The sequence below is a fragment of the Verrucomicrobiia bacterium genome (assembly GCA_023953615.1).
Taxonomy (GTDB): Bacteria; Verrucomicrobiota; Verrucomicrobiia; order Limisphaerales; family JADLHS01; genus JADLHS01.
Window position 1 is genome coordinate 2,059,066 of sequence record JAMLJH010000001.1, and the last position, 14,946, is coordinate 2,074,011.

The 14,946-nt window shown below is 57.2% G+C and carries 13 protein-coding genes; 6 read left to right on the forward strand and 7 right to left on the reverse strand.

Annotated elements, in window-relative coordinates; genetic code table 11:
- Window positions 1-2: 2 nt before the first annotated feature.
- From M9920_08720 to M9920_08740, 5 genes are all read right to left on the reverse strand, one after another.
- Window positions 3-887, reverse strand: coding sequence for a hypothetical protein (locus M9920_08720; protein MCO5052372.1), 885 nt, complete (start codon window positions 885-887; stop codon window positions 3-5).
- Between the two features lie 7 nt (window positions 888-894).
- A complete protein-coding gene (locus M9920_08725; protein MCO5052373.1) occupies window positions 895-1,899 on the reverse strand; it encodes a GDP-mannose 4,6-dehydratase in 1,005 nt (334 codons plus the stop codon).
- 6 nt (window positions 1,900-1,905) lie between these two features.
- Window positions 1,906-3,192 carry a class I SAM-dependent methyltransferase gene (locus M9920_08730; GenBank protein MCO5052374.1) on the reverse strand — a complete coding sequence of 429 codons (1,287 nt, stop codon included), beginning with the start codon at window positions 3,190-3,192 and terminating at the stop codon, window positions 1,906-1,908.
- Window positions 3,193-3,254: 62 nt separating this feature from the next.
- On the reverse strand, window positions 3,255-4,325 hold the full coding sequence (locus M9920_08735; protein MCO5052375.1) for a glycosyltransferase family 9 protein: 1,071 nt from the start codon (window positions 4,323-4,325) through the stop codon (window positions 3,255-3,257).
- Between the two features lie 110 nt (window positions 4,326-4,435).
- Window positions 4,436-5,386 carry a D-2-hydroxyacid dehydrogenase gene (locus tag M9920_08740; GenBank protein ID MCO5052376.1) on the reverse strand — a complete coding sequence of 317 codons (951 nt, stop codon included), beginning with the start codon at window positions 5,384-5,386 and terminating at the stop codon, window positions 4,436-4,438.
- Between the two features lie 71 nt (window positions 5,387-5,457).
- Between M9920_08740 and M9920_08745 the strand changes: the two genes are divergently transcribed.
- The 4 genes from M9920_08745 to dusB all read left to right on the forward strand — a co-directional run bounded on the left by M9920_08745 (window position 5,458) and on the right by dusB (window position 10,136).
- The gene (locus M9920_08745; protein ID MCO5052377.1) at window positions 5,458-5,760 is read left to right on the forward strand and encodes a hypothetical protein; all 303 of its coding nucleotides are present in this window, start codon (window positions 5,458-5,460) and stop codon (window positions 5,758-5,760) included.
- 68 nt (window positions 5,761-5,828) lie between these two features.
- Entirely contained in the window at window positions 5,829-7,811 is a 1,983-nt protein-coding gene (acs, locus tag M9920_08750; GenBank protein ID MCO5052378.1) for an acetate--CoA ligase, read from the forward strand.
- Between the two features lie 63 nt (window positions 7,812-7,874).
- Window positions 7,875-8,984 (forward strand): DNA-processing protein DprA, encoded by a 1,110-nt coding sequence (gene dprA, locus M9920_08755; protein ID MCO5052379.1) that lies wholly within the window; start codon window positions 7,875-7,877, stop codon window positions 8,982-8,984.
- A 45-nt stretch (window positions 8,985-9,029) separates the two neighbouring features.
- Window positions 9,030-10,136 carry a tRNA dihydrouridine synthase DusB gene (gene dusB / locus M9920_08760; protein MCO5052380.1) on the forward strand — a complete coding sequence of 369 codons (1,107 nt, stop codon included), beginning with the start codon at window positions 9,030-9,032 and terminating at the stop codon, window positions 10,134-10,136.
- Between the two features lie 62 nt (window positions 10,137-10,198).
- On the opposite strand, the gene tmk is transcribed toward dusB, so the two are convergent.
- Window positions 10,199-10,927 carry a dTMP kinase gene (gene tmk / locus M9920_08765; protein MCO5052381.1) on the reverse strand — a complete coding sequence of 243 codons (729 nt, stop codon included), beginning with the start codon at window positions 10,925-10,927 and terminating at the stop codon, window positions 10,199-10,201.
- Entirely contained in the window at window positions 10,924-11,685 is a 762-nt protein-coding gene (locus M9920_08770; GenBank protein ID MCO5052382.1) for a thymidylate kinase, read from the reverse strand. The genes tmk and M9920_08770 overlap by 4 nt, the downstream gene beginning before the upstream one ends.
- 136 nt (window positions 11,686-11,821) lie before the next feature.
- Here M9920_08770 and M9920_08775 point away from each other — a divergent pair, with 136 nt between their 5' ends.
- Entirely contained in the window at window positions 11,822-13,375 is a 1,554-nt protein-coding gene (locus M9920_08775; protein MCO5052383.1) for an O-antigen ligase family protein, read from the forward strand.
- Entirely contained in the window at window positions 13,368-14,939 is a 1,572-nt protein-coding gene (locus M9920_08780; protein MCO5052384.1) for an O-antigen ligase family protein, read from the forward strand. The genes M9920_08775 and M9920_08780 overlap by 8 nt, the downstream gene beginning before the upstream one ends.
- The last annotated feature ends 7 nt before the right edge of the window (window positions 14,940-14,946 follow it).

Consider the following 14,946-nt stretch of genomic DNA (forward strand, 5'->3'; position numbering starts at 1 on the left):
AGTCACGGCGGCGGTGGAACATCTGAGAAACATCGCGGCAGGCCGTCGCGGCGGATCAAGAAATGGCGCGGGGGTTCGTAGTGGTTGGCGGCGGTAAATGGCTCGGCGAACTGGTCGCCCACCAAATCCTTCCGAACGAAGTAAGCGTTCATGCCCGACAAATCGCATCCAACCAGGGCATATCCCTTTTCCGCGCCCAATCGCTCGTAGGCTTTCAGGCTCGCGCCCATGTAGGTGGTGCAGTTGAACACCAATTCCGGGCGGTACTCGACTTTCCAATCCACGTCGGGCGGGAACAGTGAATTGTATTCAACCACCACCACTCGCGGTTGGATCGTGGTCAACGCCTGCCAGACAAAATAGGTGTTCCGATCAATATCAATCGAGAACAGATCGAATTCCCGTGGCACGCCGGCCGCGTCAATCAGACTGCTGATGTTCTCGGCGTTGATGAAGGCCCGCTTCAACTTCAAATTTCCGGCGGCCAATGGTTGCCAGAAATGTCGTTGGATCTTCGCGATGGCGGCGTCATCGCCATCGAACCAGAAACCCTTCCAACCTTGAACCAACAGAAACGTGGTGTTGTTTTCGAGCCCTTCACTCACCCCGATCTCGACGAAGGTTCGATCCTTGGTCCCGATGCGCCGAAAGATTTCCGCCACCGCGCCATCTTCGCCATTTTGTGAAAACACCTGCTGCTCGTGCCGGCACAGTCGCTTTGGCTCCGCGTAACGCGGCTCAGCCAGCAAGCCGCGCAAATACTGGTGCTGCGCCAGCAAGGTCTGTCGCTCGAGGTTTGCCGGGGTCTGATAAAATTTTCTGCACGTCTCCTTGAAATAGCCGAGCATGGATAATTTGTAGGCCAAACGGCGGAACATTGAACTCATAGTCGTATTATTGCCATAACGGGTCGGCCCGCTCCAGTTCCGGACGCGCTTCAAGCTCCGCGCGCACCATGTCCTCGATGGTCCGGGCGAAGGTCCAGCGGCGTTGCCAGCCCAACTCGGTTGCGGCTTTGGTCGGGTCGCCTTGCAGGCCTTTGACCACCTGCTGCGAATTCAGCGTGCGGTTGGTGACGCGGACAAATTTACGGTAATCCAAGCCTGCCGCCCGGAACGCGCAGTCCACCAAGTCCGCCACGCGATGCGGTTGTCCGGAAGCGAAAACGTAATCACCCGGCGTTTGTGCTTGCAGCGCGAGCTGGTAGCCGCGCACCAAGTCTCGCGCATCAGACCAATCGCGTTCAGCGCTCAAATCGGCCAACTCCAATTCCTGCCGCTGCCCGGCCTTGATCCCGGCCACCGCTTCGGCGACGCGCCGGCTGAGATAGTTCGGGTGGCGCAGCGGCGATTCGTGATTGTAGAGAATGCCACTTACCACGAACTGCTGGTAGGTTTCACGATGCAACCGGCCCAGTTGATCGGCGGCGACCTTGGCAATTCCGTACGGGGTACTTGGTTGGCGCAGGGTGGATTCGCGCTGCGGCGTTTCGGACGGCGCCCCGAAGATTTCCGCTGAAGAAGCCAGGAAAATGCGCGCCGCTGGGCACGCCTCGCGCGCCGCCTCGAGCAAGCGCAGTGTTCCGAGGGTGATGCTGGCGATTGTTTCCTCGGGAACGACAAAGCTTTGTCGTGAATCGGAAACTCCCGCCAGATGATAAAGCTCCGTCGGCAACGCGGCTTTCAGGAAACGCAGTAACGCAAACGGATCATTCAGTGAGCCGGTATGCCACCGGATGGCGTTAAGGTCGGTCGGGGGAAAGCGGCGGCGTAATCGGGCTTCTTCGCGATCGAATGGCAATCGCAACAACCCGTGGACTTCGTAACCCTGATGTAACAACCACCGGGCCAGATAGGTGCCATCTTGACCCGCAATCCCCGTAATTGCCGCGCGTTTCATCACGGATCATTTTCCTACCAGATGCACGGTGGGCATGGGCAGCAGGAATTTACCACCGCGATTGAGAAAGGCGGCTTCGCGGCGTTTGAACTCGTCCATGAAATGCCACGGCAAGACAAGGTAGTAGTCCGGTTTTTGCTTGCGGGATTCTTCTTCCGAAATGATTGGGATGTTGGTGCCGATGGTGAAGCTGCCGTATTTGATTGGATTGCGATCGGCCACGGCGGGCACCAAGTCAGGGGTGATGCCGATGTATTGCAAGGTCGTATTGCCTTTCGTGGACGCGCCGTAACCGTGGACGAGTTTCTTTTGGCGCTTGGCCTTCAACAGAAACGCGCGCATGTCTTTGCGGATCGTTTCAATATTTTTTCGAAACGCCGCGTACGGCGCATCGGTGTCCAAAGCCAGTTCAAATTCCTCCAGCCGCAACTGCTGCACTCGTTCGTTGGCATCCGCGCTTGGTTTTAATCGGCCTTTATGGCCCACGGCGATCCGGAAGCTGCCCCCGTTGCAGTCATTCAACGTGACGTCCACCACCTCCAAATCGTGTTCGGCAAGCAATCGTTCCATGGGCGCCAGGGAATAGTACTCGAGGTGCTCATGGCAGACCGTGTCGAAACTGTTCATCTTCAGCATCAGCGGCAGGTAGCTCAGCTCCAAAATCCAGACGCCTTCCTCGTGCAAACAAGCCTGGATATCGCTGACAAAGGCGTGTGGATTCTCCAGATCATAGAACATGGCGATCGAAGTGATGACCTTCGGTTTTTCGTACGGATACGCGGAACGGAGTGACGCTGCCGAAAAGAAATCATTAACCACCTGCAGACCGGCTGCCCGCGCATGTTCCACCATGTTGGAAGGATCAATCCCAAGCCGTTTAAGCCCCTTCGTTTGATACGACTTGAGCAGGGTGCCGTCATTGCAACCGATATCCAGCACCAGGTCTCCGGCCTCGAGGTGGATCAGACTTTCACCAAAATTGGCGATGCCGGCGAGATGATCGCGCATGCTTTGATTGATGCCGGAGCGATAAAAGTAGGCTCGATATAAAATCCGCGGGGGCACGCTGTGACGCAGTTGGACCAACCCGCACGCCGCCTGATCGTGGGCCGGATCGCAGCGTACCAAGTCCAACGGGATCCGGCGGCTTACCGGCGGTCGGCCATCCGGCGAGGCAAAGGATCCCGCAATGTATTGGTCACCCAGTGAAAGCACAGGAGTCAGCGCCTTGCTTCCACAAATGCGACAGGTGCTGCGGGTCACTAGAATTGGCGAAAAAAGCGGTGCCGACATGCGCAAAAACTGGCGAAGCCAGCGCGGGGAATCAAGAATGAACGAACTGGAGTCGCTTTTAATCAGCCGCCAAGCGCTGGCGTCACCGTAGCCCACACGGCGTCCACGGTGACGGAATTCATGCAGGTCAGCAATTCTTCCGTGCTGCCGCGAATGCCATTGCCATCGTAGCGGTAGTACTCCAGGGAGCGGCCATGCGAAAGAGGATTGGGCACCACGGTGAAGGGATTGTCATGCGGTAAATTGGTCGCGTTGAGCGTGGGCGCTTCAATCACGATTTGATGGGGCGTTTGCATTGCGGCCGCCAGGTGCATCAGGGCCGTGTCCACGCTGAGGAACGCCTGGCAACGCGGCAGCAACGCCGCCGCCTGACGCAGGTTTTTGGTTTCGACGGACACGAGCAAGCGCGCGTCGGTTTCCGATATGAGTTGTCGGTGTTGCCGCAATTCCGCGCCGCCGCCGAAAAGCAGGATTTTTACTCGCGGATAATGCTGGTTCAGTCTTTGGAACAATTGCCGGTAGTTTTCAAGCGGCCAGCGCTTCAACGCCAGATTTTTTGTGCCCCCGCTGCCGACGTGAACCCCGAGGCAGGTGAAGTTTTTCAGCTCGTGCGCGAGGACAAAATCCTCCGCCCAACGCGTGTCGGCTTCCGTTAAATGGACTTCAGTGCGGTGCGTGGTGAGCTTGGGTTTAACGCCCAGGCAGCGCAAAAAGTCGAGGTTTTGGTCCACCGTGTGGCGGGTGTAATCTTGCGGCAGGGTTTGATTCACCAGCCAACGATCGAGCCATCCGGTGCAGTCGTAATCGTGGCTCAGCCGCGTGCGCGACGCGATGAGCCGGGCGATGATACGGTAATGAATCCGACTCTGCGGATGGGTGTTGATCGAGACGTCGTAATGTCGGCTTCGCAGTTCGCGCAAAAAATGCCACGCCTCCAGTTTCGGACTGTGCAGTAGATTTTTTTGATAAACGGTGTTGAGATGGGGATTAGTTTCAAGCAGATCCTTCGATCCCGGCCACAAGGTGAGTGCGTCAATGGTCGCGTCGGGAAAGTTTGCCCGCAATTCAGCCAGCAACGGTGTGGCCAACAAGGTGTCCCCAATGCCCGCCAGCGATATGATCAGTATTTTCATCTCACAGCCGCAGCTTGACGCCCGGCAATTCAGCGGTCGTTTTATGCAGAAAGTCGCGGAGAGCAGCAATCAGAAAACGCATCATCTCGAGCGTAGCCGTGCCGACGACTTCAATTGACCACATTTTGCAACTGCCCGTTCAGGAAGGCTTGGATATTGGCCACGGCGGTTTTCAGCAAGCGCCGGCGCGCCGCCTGCGTGGCCCAGGCCTGGTGCGGAGTGATCAAACAGTTCCTGGCCGTGAGCAACGGATTATCTGCCGGTGGTGGTTCGACCGATAGCACATCCAGTCCGGCGCCCGCCAATTGCCCGGAGTTCAGGGCTGCGGCCAGTGCCGCTTCGTCCACGAGCGCGCCGCGTCCGGTGTTTAATAAAAAGGCCGTCGGCTTCATCCAACCCAGGCGTTCGCGGTTGATGAGCTTCTGGGTGTGCGGCGTCAGCGGACAATGCAAGGTGATGACGTCGCTCTCGTGAAACAGCTTTTCGAGCGCGACAAACTCAATCGGCGTCGGTGCCGGTTTGCGCGACGGATTATGCGCCAGAACTTTCATGCCGAAAGCCCGCGCCAATTCCGCAACCGCCGCCCCGATTCGTCCGTAGCCAATAATTCCCAGCGTCAAGCCCTCCAGTTCGATCAGCGGTGCGTCCCAGAAGCACCAGTCAATGGCGTGAGTCCAACCTCCGGCGCGTACTCGTTCGGCGTGATGTCCGGTGCGATTTGTCAGTTCGAGCAACAAGGCAAACGTCGCCTGCGCGACCGCGCGCGTGCCATAGGCGGGAATGTTGGTCACTGGAATGTCGCGCTCCCGAGCGGCGGCCAGATCCACCACGTTGGTGCCGGTCGCCAGGACGCCGATGTATTGGAGTTGCGGCAGCGCGACCAGCGTTTCGCGCGACAACGGAGCTTTATTGGTCAGGACGATTTGCGCGTCCGCCGCCCGGGATCTGATTTCCGCCACCGGGGTGCGGTCATAAATCTGGCACGAGCCTAAACGCTGCAAATCCGTCCAGTCCAAATCACCGGGATTGAGGGTGAAACCGTCGAGAACGCAGATATTCATGCGCGCAGCGTAAGGTTATTGCGTTCCGAGTGAAAGCTTGGCGCGTTGGATTTCCGTGATAAAATCGGCCCATGAACGTGGCAACGCGGCATTGCTGGAAGTGTGGGGCGGAATATAAGGAACGTCGTTCGCCGGGCCGGTCGGAAGTGTGTCTCTGCGGCGCGGACCTGAAAGTCTGTTTGAATTGCGTTCACTACGATCCGACCGTGGCGCACCAATGTCGCGAGCGCCGCGCCGAGCCGGTGATGGACAAGCAGCTTGCCAATTATTGCGAGTGGTTCGAGCTGGCGCGCCGCGTTTATGTGCCCCCCGCCGAGGAGAAATTCCGCGCCGATAAAGCCCGGGATCAATTGAAGCGGTTGCTGGGTGATTAAGCGCGGCAGTTGACACAACCGATATACTTAACCAAGAATTCAAAACTAAACGCACAACGAAACTTATTATGACCGAGTCAGCCAAAACTATTTCCACCAGTTCACTCCTGCAGGAATCGCGCACGTTTCCGCCCTCGCCCGAGACCGTAAAACGCGCCTTGATCAACGCCGAGCAATACCAGGCCATGTACGCTCGCTCGATCAATGAACCGGAGCAATTCTGGCTCGAACAAGCGAACGAACTCGATTGGTTCAAGAAGCCAACCCAGGCCTGTCGTTACACCTGGGATACGGCGGCACGGAAGATCGAGCATACCTGGTTTGCGGATGGTCAGTTGAACCTGAGCGTCAATTGTCTGGACCGTCACCTCAAGACGTCGCGTCGCGATAAAACCGCGCTCATCTGGCAGGGTGAAGCCGAGGATCACGTGCGCCGCTTCACGTACGCGGAATTGCATCGGGAAGTCTGCAAGTTCGCCAACGTGTTGAAATCGTTTGGTTTGAAAAAGGGCGATCGCGTGGCGATTTACCTGCCGATGGCGCCCGAAGCGGCCATCGTGATGCTGGCCTGCACCCGCATCGGGGTGATTCATTCCGTGGTGTTCGGCGGGTTCAGCGCGGATTCACTGACCAACCGCATCAATGACTCGACCTGCCGACTGTTGATTACCGCCAACGCCGGCGTGCGGGCTGGTCGTCCGATTTTGCTCAAGGACATTGCCGATAAGGCGCTGCAAAGCACGCCCTCCATCGAAAAAGTGATCGTGTTGAAGCACAACGATATCCCGTGCCAAATGACGGCGGGCCGCGACGCGTGGTATCACGAATTGATGGCTTCCGCGTCGCCGGATTGCGCGCCTGAAGTAATGAACGCGGAGGATTATCTGTTCATGCTTTACACCAGCGGCTCGACGGGCAAACCCAAGGGCGTCGTGCATAGCACCGCCGGTTATTTGCTGCACTCGGCGCTGACCACCAAATACATGTTCGATATCCATGATGACGATGTGTATTTCTGCACCGCCGACGTCGGCTGGGTCACCGGCCACAGCTATCTGGTTTACGGACCGTTGTGCATCGGCACCACCACGCTGATGTTTGAAGGCGTGCCGACTTATCCCGATCCGGGCCGGTTCTGGAAGATCGTTGAAAAATTCAAAGTCACCGCGTTTTACACCGCGCCCACGGCAATCCGGGCGCTGATTCGATTGGGCGACGAATGGGTTACCAAGCACAACCTGAGTTCCCTGCGCGTCCTCGGCTCGGTGGGCGAACCGATTAATCCCGAGGCGTGGATGTGGTATTATCGCGTCGTGGGGCAGAGCCGGCGGCCCATTGTGGATACCTGGTGGCAAACGGAAACCGGTGGCATCATGATTTCTCCGTTCCCTGGCGCGAGTGTGCTGAAACCGAGCAGCGCGAACCGCCCTTTCTTTGGGGTCGAGCCGGTGGTGTTACGCGATGACGGCACGGAATGCGCGCCCAATGAAGGCGGCAAATTGTGCATGAAAAAACCGTGGCCGGGTTTGATGCGCACCACCTGGGGGGATCACGATCGTTTCGTGGACACTTACTTCACCATGTTCAAAGACCTGTATTTTTCCGGCGATGGTTGCCGCGTGGATGAAGACGGCGATTACTGGTTGATGGGGCGCGTGGATGACGTGGTGAATGTTTCCGGTCACCGCATCGGCACGGCTGAAGTGGAGAGCGCCCTGGTCAGTCACGCGAAAGTGGCGGAAGCCGCCGTCGCTCCCATGCCGCACGACATCAAAGGCCAGGGACTATACGCTTTTGTTACGCTCAAAGAAGAGGTCAGTCCGAGTGAAGAGTTGAAGAAGGAACTGATCCAGCATGTGCGCAAGGAAATTGGCGCGATTGCCGCGCCGGATAAGATTCAATTTGCGCCCGGATTGCCCAAGACCCGCTCCGGTAAAATCATGCGCCGCATCCTGCGCAAGATCGCCGAAGGGCATCCCGATCAAGTGGGCGATACCACCACTCTGGCGGACCCGGCCGTGGTCGAAGCGCTCGTGCAAGGCAAGCAATAGTCGCGGGTAACGCGCCCTTGATTCCCTGCTGACATCCGTGGTCACATTCGATAGAGTGCGGCCATGGATTCCCGTGAAGCGTTTGTCGCGTTAAATCTCATCGAAGGCGTTGGGCCGGTGCGAGCGCGCTCGTTGTTGGAGCATTTCGGAACCGCCCCGGCCATTCTCAGCGCCTCCAAATCACAACTGTTGCAGGTTCGCAATCTGGGCAACGAAACAGCCGAAGCGATTGGCAACTGGGAAAAGCAGGTTGACCTGGCGGGGGAACTGAAGCGCCTCGACGATTTTGGTTGTCGCGTGGTGATCCAATCGGATGAGGAGTATCCCGCCGCGTTGCGTGAGATTTACGATCCGCCACTGGTGCTTTACGTGAAAGGCGCCCTGGTGCCGCAGGATAAGAATTGCGTGGCCCTGGTCGGCTCGCGACAAACGACGCATTACGGAATCGAAACCGCGCGCAAGCTGGCTTATCAACTGGCGTACGTGGGGGTGACGGTGGTGAGTGGCGGCGCGCGGGGCATAGACACGGCGGCGCATCAGGGGGCGTTGGCCGCGAAAGGTCGAACCGTCTGTGTCCTGGGTACCGGACTCAACATCGTGTTTCCGCCTGAGAACAAAGACTTGTTTGAACGCATTGCGGAAAACGGCGCGGTGGTTTCACAATTTCCGTTTAACCGCAAAGGCGACAAACAATCCTTTGCGATCCGCAACCGCATTGTGGCTGGCATGTCACTCGGTACGATGGTGGTGGAAGCGGATTTGCACAGCGGCGCGTTGATCACCGCCAATTTTGCCACGGAATACGGCCGACAAGTCTTTGCCGTGCCGGGACGGATTGATTCGCCGCGCAGCAAGGGCTGTCACGATTTGATCAAGAAAGGAGCGAAACTTTGCGAGAGCGCGGAAGACGTGCTCAGCGAATTCGAGTATCTGTTTCCCGCCAGCAACCGTCCGCCCAGCGCGGGCGAGACCGGCGCGTTGCCCACGCTGGAATTGTCGGCAAACGAACAAGCCGTGTTGGATACACTTTCATCCGCCCAGGAGACGAGCATTGACGAGGTGATTCGACAGAGCGGTCTGCCCAGTTCGGCGGCCAGCGTGGCGTTGTTAAGTCTGGAGATGAAACGGATTGTGCGGCAGTTGCCCGGCAAACTCTTCGTACGCCAACGCTGACTATCTCTTTCGCCCGGCGCAACGCGCTGGTAGTCTGCCGGGCACATGCGCATCGGTTCGCTGACGCTTTCAACGCCGTTGTTCCTCTCGCCCCTGGCGGGTTACACCAATCTGCCGTTTCGGCTCGTAATCCGGGAGATCGGCGGAGTGGGGCTTTGTACCACCGATTTGGTGAACGCGCGTTCGCTGCTGGAAAAACGGGAGAAGGCTTTCAAGCTCATCGAAACAACTCCGGCGGACACGCCCCTGGCCGTGCAATTGTTCGGCAGTGTGCCGGAAGAGATGCGCGAGGCCGCGCTCTGGCTGGAGTCGCGCGGCGCGGCGTCCGTGGATATCAACATGGGCTGTCCGGTGCGCAAGGTGGTCAACGTCGGCGGCGGGTCCGCGATGATGACCGAGTTGCGCAAAACGGCGGCGTTGGTTCAAGGAATGGTGAGCGCGGTAAAAATCCCGATCACCGCCAAAATGCGGCTGGGCTGGGATGAAGACAATTTGACCGCCCCGGATTTGGCGCGCGCCTTGGAAGCTGTGGGCGTGGCGGCGATCTTTGTGCATGGCCGGACCCGACAACAAGGTTTTGGCGGGACGGTGAATCTGACCGGAATCCGCCAAGTGGTCGCGGCGGTGAAAAGCATTCCGGTAATCGGGAATGGCGACGTGGTGACGCCCGAAGCGGCCAAGCGGATGTTCGAGGCGACCGGTTGCGCCGGAGTGAGCATCGGTCGGGGCGCGTTTTACAATCCCTGGATTTTCCAACAGACCAACCATTTTTTAGCCACTGGCGAATTACTTCCAGAAGCGCCCTTCTCGGAACGGGTCCGCGTAATGTGCCGCCATTTGGACTTGATGATCGAAGTATTTGGCGAAGCGTTGGGTTGTCGCATGTTCCGCAAGGTGGCGCCGTGGTATGCCAAACGTTTCGGTCCGGCGAATGAGTTTAACAAGCGTGTTGTCACCATCAGTTCGCGCCAGGAATTTCACGAGTTGTTGGAACACTACTTTCGCTGGCGGCAGCAGTTTCTGGATGAGCACGGCGAGTTACTGCCGCGCTTTCAATCGTCTCCCATGCAAGCGTCATTTATGCTGGGCGAACCTGCCGCCGCGACCCGTGAGCAAATTCCCGTTCCGCGCGGACCGGTGGAAGTTTGGTAGCGCATGGGTCAAGGTTTCGTGGAACGATTGCGCCGACCGCTCATTCGCGTAAAGAAGCTCGATTATTTACCCGCCAAGACCGCTCCGATGTTCTCCTTCAATTCGCGGTTCACCTCATCCACGGGGCGGTGCCCATCCACGATGGTGAACCCGTAGGTTTTCTGGAGCTTGCGGAAGGCGAGACGCATCAGAGTCTGGTACTCGGTGAAGCTGTCGTATAAATCACGGGATAATCCCAGGTCCATGCCGCTTTCCCAGTAATCAAGTGTGGCCGCCTTGGCCAAAACGCGTTGGACCAGTTCGGCTGGTTCGATGGCCAGGTAAAAAACCGCGTCCGGTTTCAACGCGATGCCGTAGAGATTTTTGAGCCAGGCCGCATCCATCCCGCGCACCATGTCGCGCGCCATCAACGTGTAGATGTAACGATCCGCCAGGACGATGAAACCGGCCTTGAGCGACGGCAGGATGACGTTCTCGAGTTGATCGGCGAAGTCGGTGGCGTAAAAAAGACTGAGCGTGGTATGGCTCAGGATATTTCCATTCTGAGCGCGCGCCAGTTCTTCGCTCACCAACGTCGAGCGCTTCAGGCCCACCTGCACGGTGGCGTGACCGCTGATCTCCAGCCATTGCACCAGCAGTTCAATCTGCGTCGAGCGGCCCGAACCATCCGCCCCTTCCACCACGATCAATTTGCCGGCGAGTTCCTCCGGCTTTACGCGCGGAATGCCCTCGCCATAAAAGCTGCGGTCGCTGCGCGACGGCACTTCGAGTTTCGTGTGAACCTTGTTCATGCGGCGGAATCCTCCTCCATTTCTTCCTGAAGTTGGTTGCGACTGGCCGCGCGTTTGATGGGGGGAGGCAGGGGCAGCGGACTGTTGCGGCGGAATTGATCGAAATCAATCCCTTGATTCACGAGTCGGCGCACGGTGGTTTGTTGCGTTTCCACGCGTTCATTGGCGTTGATTGTCACAAAATTAAATTCGGCGCTCATGGCCAGATACTGGTCCAGGATGCGACCTTGAAAAATGCGAAAACTTTCGTAAGGGTCCGGCGACAGACGCAAGTCCATCCCCGCCTCAAAGAATTTCAACTTCGGTCGCCCCTCCAAAATGCGGCTCAACGAGACTTCCAGATCGGCTTTGAAAAAGAAGGTGAGGTCCGGGGCGGCGGCGAAATTGTAAATGCCGCGGACCCAATTCGGGGGGCAGCCGCGGACGACATCGCGGGCGAACGCGGTAAACACGTAACGATCGCACAACACCACGTAGCCCGCGCGCAACAGCGGCAGCAGATGGCGTTCGTAGCGGTCTGCGAAATCAGTGGCGTGGATCAGACTGAACGTAGTGGGCGACAGCAGTTCGCGCTTCTTGCCCTTGCTGGTGGCGGATTTGACCAGTTCCGAGGAATTCCATTCGCTGAAATAAACCTTCACCCCTTCCGCTTCGAGCCAGCGCCGCAGCAGATAAATTTGCGTGGATTTCCCGGAGCCATCGAGACCTTCGACGGCGATCAAGCGTCCGGGGAAACCCTGCTCGGCAAACGTTTTCATTCGTTGTCAAAGCTAGTCACTCATCCGGCCAACTCAATGTTTTTGTGAAGGCGGCGCGGCGCCGGTGGCCCGGATTTGCGTTCGTTCGGTTCTTGAATAAATAAAGGCGGCGTCGGTAAAATCTCCTTCTAAAAATATGGCCAGTACATTTGCCGTAACCAGAAACCATTTGATCTTCGGGCTTTGCCTGCCACTGGCGGTATTGCTGGGATACTTGTTGGCGGAACCCTTCGCTTCCACCACCGTTGTCGTCGTCGTCGTGCTGACAGCGGTGCTGATGGTGCCGGTTATGATGCGCTGGTACCATCCGCTTTTGATCCTCAGTTGGCATATGGCCATGTATCCCGTTTTTTTTCCGGGGCGGATGGCGCTATGGGTGGCCATGACCTTTGCCGGCTTGTTTTTCGTGATTTTACATCGGTCCGTGGATCCCGATTATCGTTGGAATAATGAGCCTTCACTGACAGCACCTTTGCTCGTTTTTAGTCTGGTAATCATTGCCACCGCTCTGGCCACTGGCGGTATTGGCCTGCGCGTTCTGGGTTCGAAAGAGATGGGAGGCAGAGGGTACGTGCTGTTGCTGGCGGCTATTGTGGGCTATTTCGTGTTGACGAGCCGCAGTATCAAGCCCCAGTACGCCAAATGGTACGTCGCGCTCTTTTTTCTCTCAGGGGTTAGCTATGTTATTGGTTATTTCGCGTTAAGGATGGGGACTGGAGCGGAATTTTTAACTTACTTATTCCCGCTCACCTCGCTCTCCGGGGTTGACTCCGCGGGACAAGTATTCGGGCCTGAGAGCGAGCGGATTGATGGCTTGATGCCCGCCGCGGTGTTGGTCTTTTGCTGGCTTCTGGCGCGGTACGGGGCGACAGGAATCCTGGCGTGGAATCGCCCGTGGCGCGCGATCATTTTCGTCGGCGTTATTGTGGTGGGTTGCTTCGGCGGATTTCGTTCCATGTTGGCCTTGATGGGAATGGTATTTTTTCTATTGGTTTATCTGGAACGCATGTGGCGCGGCCCCGCCTTTTTGATTCTATTAATGGGAATGTTGGTGGGCGGCGCCGCCGTGGTGCTTTCCGCAAACAAGTTGCCGCTCGCCATCCAACGAACCATCGCCTTCTTGCCCGTGGACGTTGACCCGGCGGTGCGGATCGGAGCGGAATCTTCCACTGAATGGCGCGTTCACATGTGGCAATCCGTAATCCACATGGTGCCTCAATACCTGTTCCTGGGAAAAGGGTACAGCCTTTCCGCGGAAGAATTATACATGGAGCGGCAGGGCGCGCTACGCGGATTCGGTGAACAATGGAGCGGTGCGGCCCTGGCCGGGGATTATCATAGTGGGCCGCTATCGGTAATTATTCCCTTCGGGATTTGGGGGGCGTTGGCGTTTGGTTGGGTGCTTTATGCTGGGACGCGATATCTCTATCGAGTGTATCGGGACGGGACAGAATCGCTGCGAATGATCAATCGGCTGTTATTCGCGTTGTTTGTGGCACGCATCGTGTTCTTCCTCTTCGTGTTTGGCGCACTTTACTCCGAGTTTTACTATTTCACCGGCATCTTGGGGTTGAGCGTGGCGCTAAATTCAACCGAACGGCAGTCGAGCACGGAATCTGTTGCGGAACTGTCGGAAAGCGAAATGAATCAAGCGAACAGTATCCCGATCGCCCGCGTGAGCAATGAGTAATACCCTTGCGATCATCCGGTCCGTAATCATCTACGGCTTATGTCTGCCGTTGGCGATTTACTTGGGCTACCTGCTCGCGAATCCCGCGGATCGCATCAGTCTGGCGGTTATTGCCGTCGCCTGTCTGTTGCCGTTGATCCCGGCGCTGATGCGCTGGCACCACCTGCTATTGATCATCAGTTGGAACATGAGCATGGTGCTCTTTTTCATCCAAGGTTCGCCTTATCTCTGGATGGTGATGACCGCATTGAGCCTTACCTTGACAGTGTTGCAGCAAGTTTTGAAACGCAACGTGAAGTTCAACGCTCCCAGCACCCTGGTTTTGCCGTTGATGTTTCTGGCTCTGATCATTGCCGGTACGGCCCAGTTAACCGGGGGCATTGGGTTGGCCGCTTTTGGGGGCGATTCCTTCGGTGGCAAGCGCTACATCCAATTGCTGGTCGCCATCGCCGGATTTTTTGCCATTGTCAGCCATCGCATTCCCCCCGAGCGCGCCAATCTTTACGTCGGTTTGTACTTTCTGGGCGGAGTGACCGCTTTGGTTGGAAGTTTGGCACCGTGGATTCCGGGTGGGTTACGAATGATTTATGCCTTGTTTCCGGTGGACGACGCGCGGTTGTTTTTCAACGAGGTTAATACCGAATACCTGCGTTTGAATGGGTTGACGGTCGCGGCCATGAGCGCGCTTTGTTTTATCTTCGCGCTTCATGGATTGAGTGGCCTGTTGGGCATTGGCGAACGCGCGCGATTTTTGCCGCTGCAGTTTCGTGGAGGCTTTGGCCTCAACCAACCTTGGCGCGTCCTTGTTTTCCTGGGTTTGGTAGCTTTGGCGGCGAGTGGCGGATATCGCTCCTATTTGATTACCATTATTCTTTACTGCGGAGCGCTCTTCTTTCTCGAGGGTTTGTTCCGCTCAAAATTATCGCCCCCCTTGTTGCTTCTGGCCGTCTTGATTCCAGTGGTGACTTTGCCGCTCGCGGATAAATTGCCCTTAACCATTCAGCGGTCTTTAAGTTTCCTGCCCATTGAGATTGATCCACGGGCGGAAATGGATGCCGAGAATTCATCCGAATGGAGGTTGAAGATTTGGGAGCAGGTTATTCCCACGATTCCGCAGTACCTGCTCATCGGCAAGGGCTACTCCATTGATGCGCGGGAATTCGAGAAGATTCAGACCGCCGGCCAATCCAGCAGCCAGGCGACCGCCGAATATGCCCAGGACTACCATAGCGGTCCGTTGTCCTTGCTGATTCCTTTGGGCAGCTTTGGCGTTGTCGGATTTGTCTGGTTTCTCGTCGCCGCTTATCGGGTGTTGCGCAACAATTATCGGCACGGTCCGCCCGAATATCGGAAGCTGAACACCTTTCTTTTTGCCTTCTTTCTGGTGCGCACCTTCATGTTCATTGTCATTTACGGCTCCTTTCAAAATGATCTGGTCGTTTTCACCGGCATCGTGGCCCTGAGCCTCAGCCTCAACGGCGGCGTTCGCCAGCCCGCGCTGGCCCCGGCGAAACCGAATCCGGCTTATCTCCCGTTCCGTCTGCCCAAACCGGTGCGCTTGTAGCCCATGC

Coding starts and splice junctions, on each gene's coding strand:
- tmk (MCO5052381.1), bottom strand. CDS start 10,927: ATGAACAAGGTTCACACGAAACTCGAAGTGCCGTCGCGCAGCGACCGC.
- M9920_08740 (MCO5052376.1), bottom strand. CDS start 5,386: ATGAATATCTGCGTTCTCGACGGTTTCACCCTCAATCCCGGTGATTTG.
- M9920_08735 (MCO5052375.1), bottom strand. CDS start 4,325: ATGAAAATACTGATCATATCGCTGGCGGGCATTGGGGACACCTTGTTG.
- M9920_08775 (MCO5052383.1), top strand. CDS start 11,822: ATGGCCAGTACATTTGCCGTAACCAGAAACCATTTGATCTTCGGGCTT.
- M9920_08745 (MCO5052377.1), top strand. CDS start 5,458: ATGAACGTGGCAACGCGGCATTGCTGGAAGTGTGGGGCGGAATATAAG.
- dusB (MCO5052380.1), top strand. CDS start 9,030: ATGCGCATCGGTTCGCTGACGCTTTCAACGCCGTTGTTCCTCTCGCCC.
- M9920_08720 (MCO5052372.1), bottom strand. CDS start 887: ATGAGTTCAATGTTCCGCCGTTTGGCCTACAAATTATCCATGCTCGGC.
- M9920_08780 (MCO5052384.1), top strand. CDS start 13,368: ATGAGTAATACCCTTGCGATCATCCGGTCCGTAATCATCTACGGCTTA.
- acs (MCO5052378.1), top strand. CDS start 5,829: ATGACCGAGTCAGCCAAAACTATTTCCACCAGTTCACTCCTGCAGGAA.
- M9920_08725 (MCO5052373.1), bottom strand. CDS start 1,899: ATGAAACGCGCGGCAATTACGGGGATTGCGGGTCAAGATGGCACCTAT.
- M9920_08770 (MCO5052382.1), bottom strand. CDS start 11,685: ATGAAAACGTTTGCCGAGCAGGGTTTCCCCGGACGCTTGATCGCCGTC.
- M9920_08730 (MCO5052374.1), bottom strand. CDS start 3,192: ATGTCGGCACCGCTTTTTTCGCCAATTCTAGTGACCCGCAGCACCTGT.
- dprA (MCO5052379.1), top strand. CDS start 7,875: ATGGATTCCCGTGAAGCGTTTGTCGCGTTAAATCTCATCGAAGGCGTT.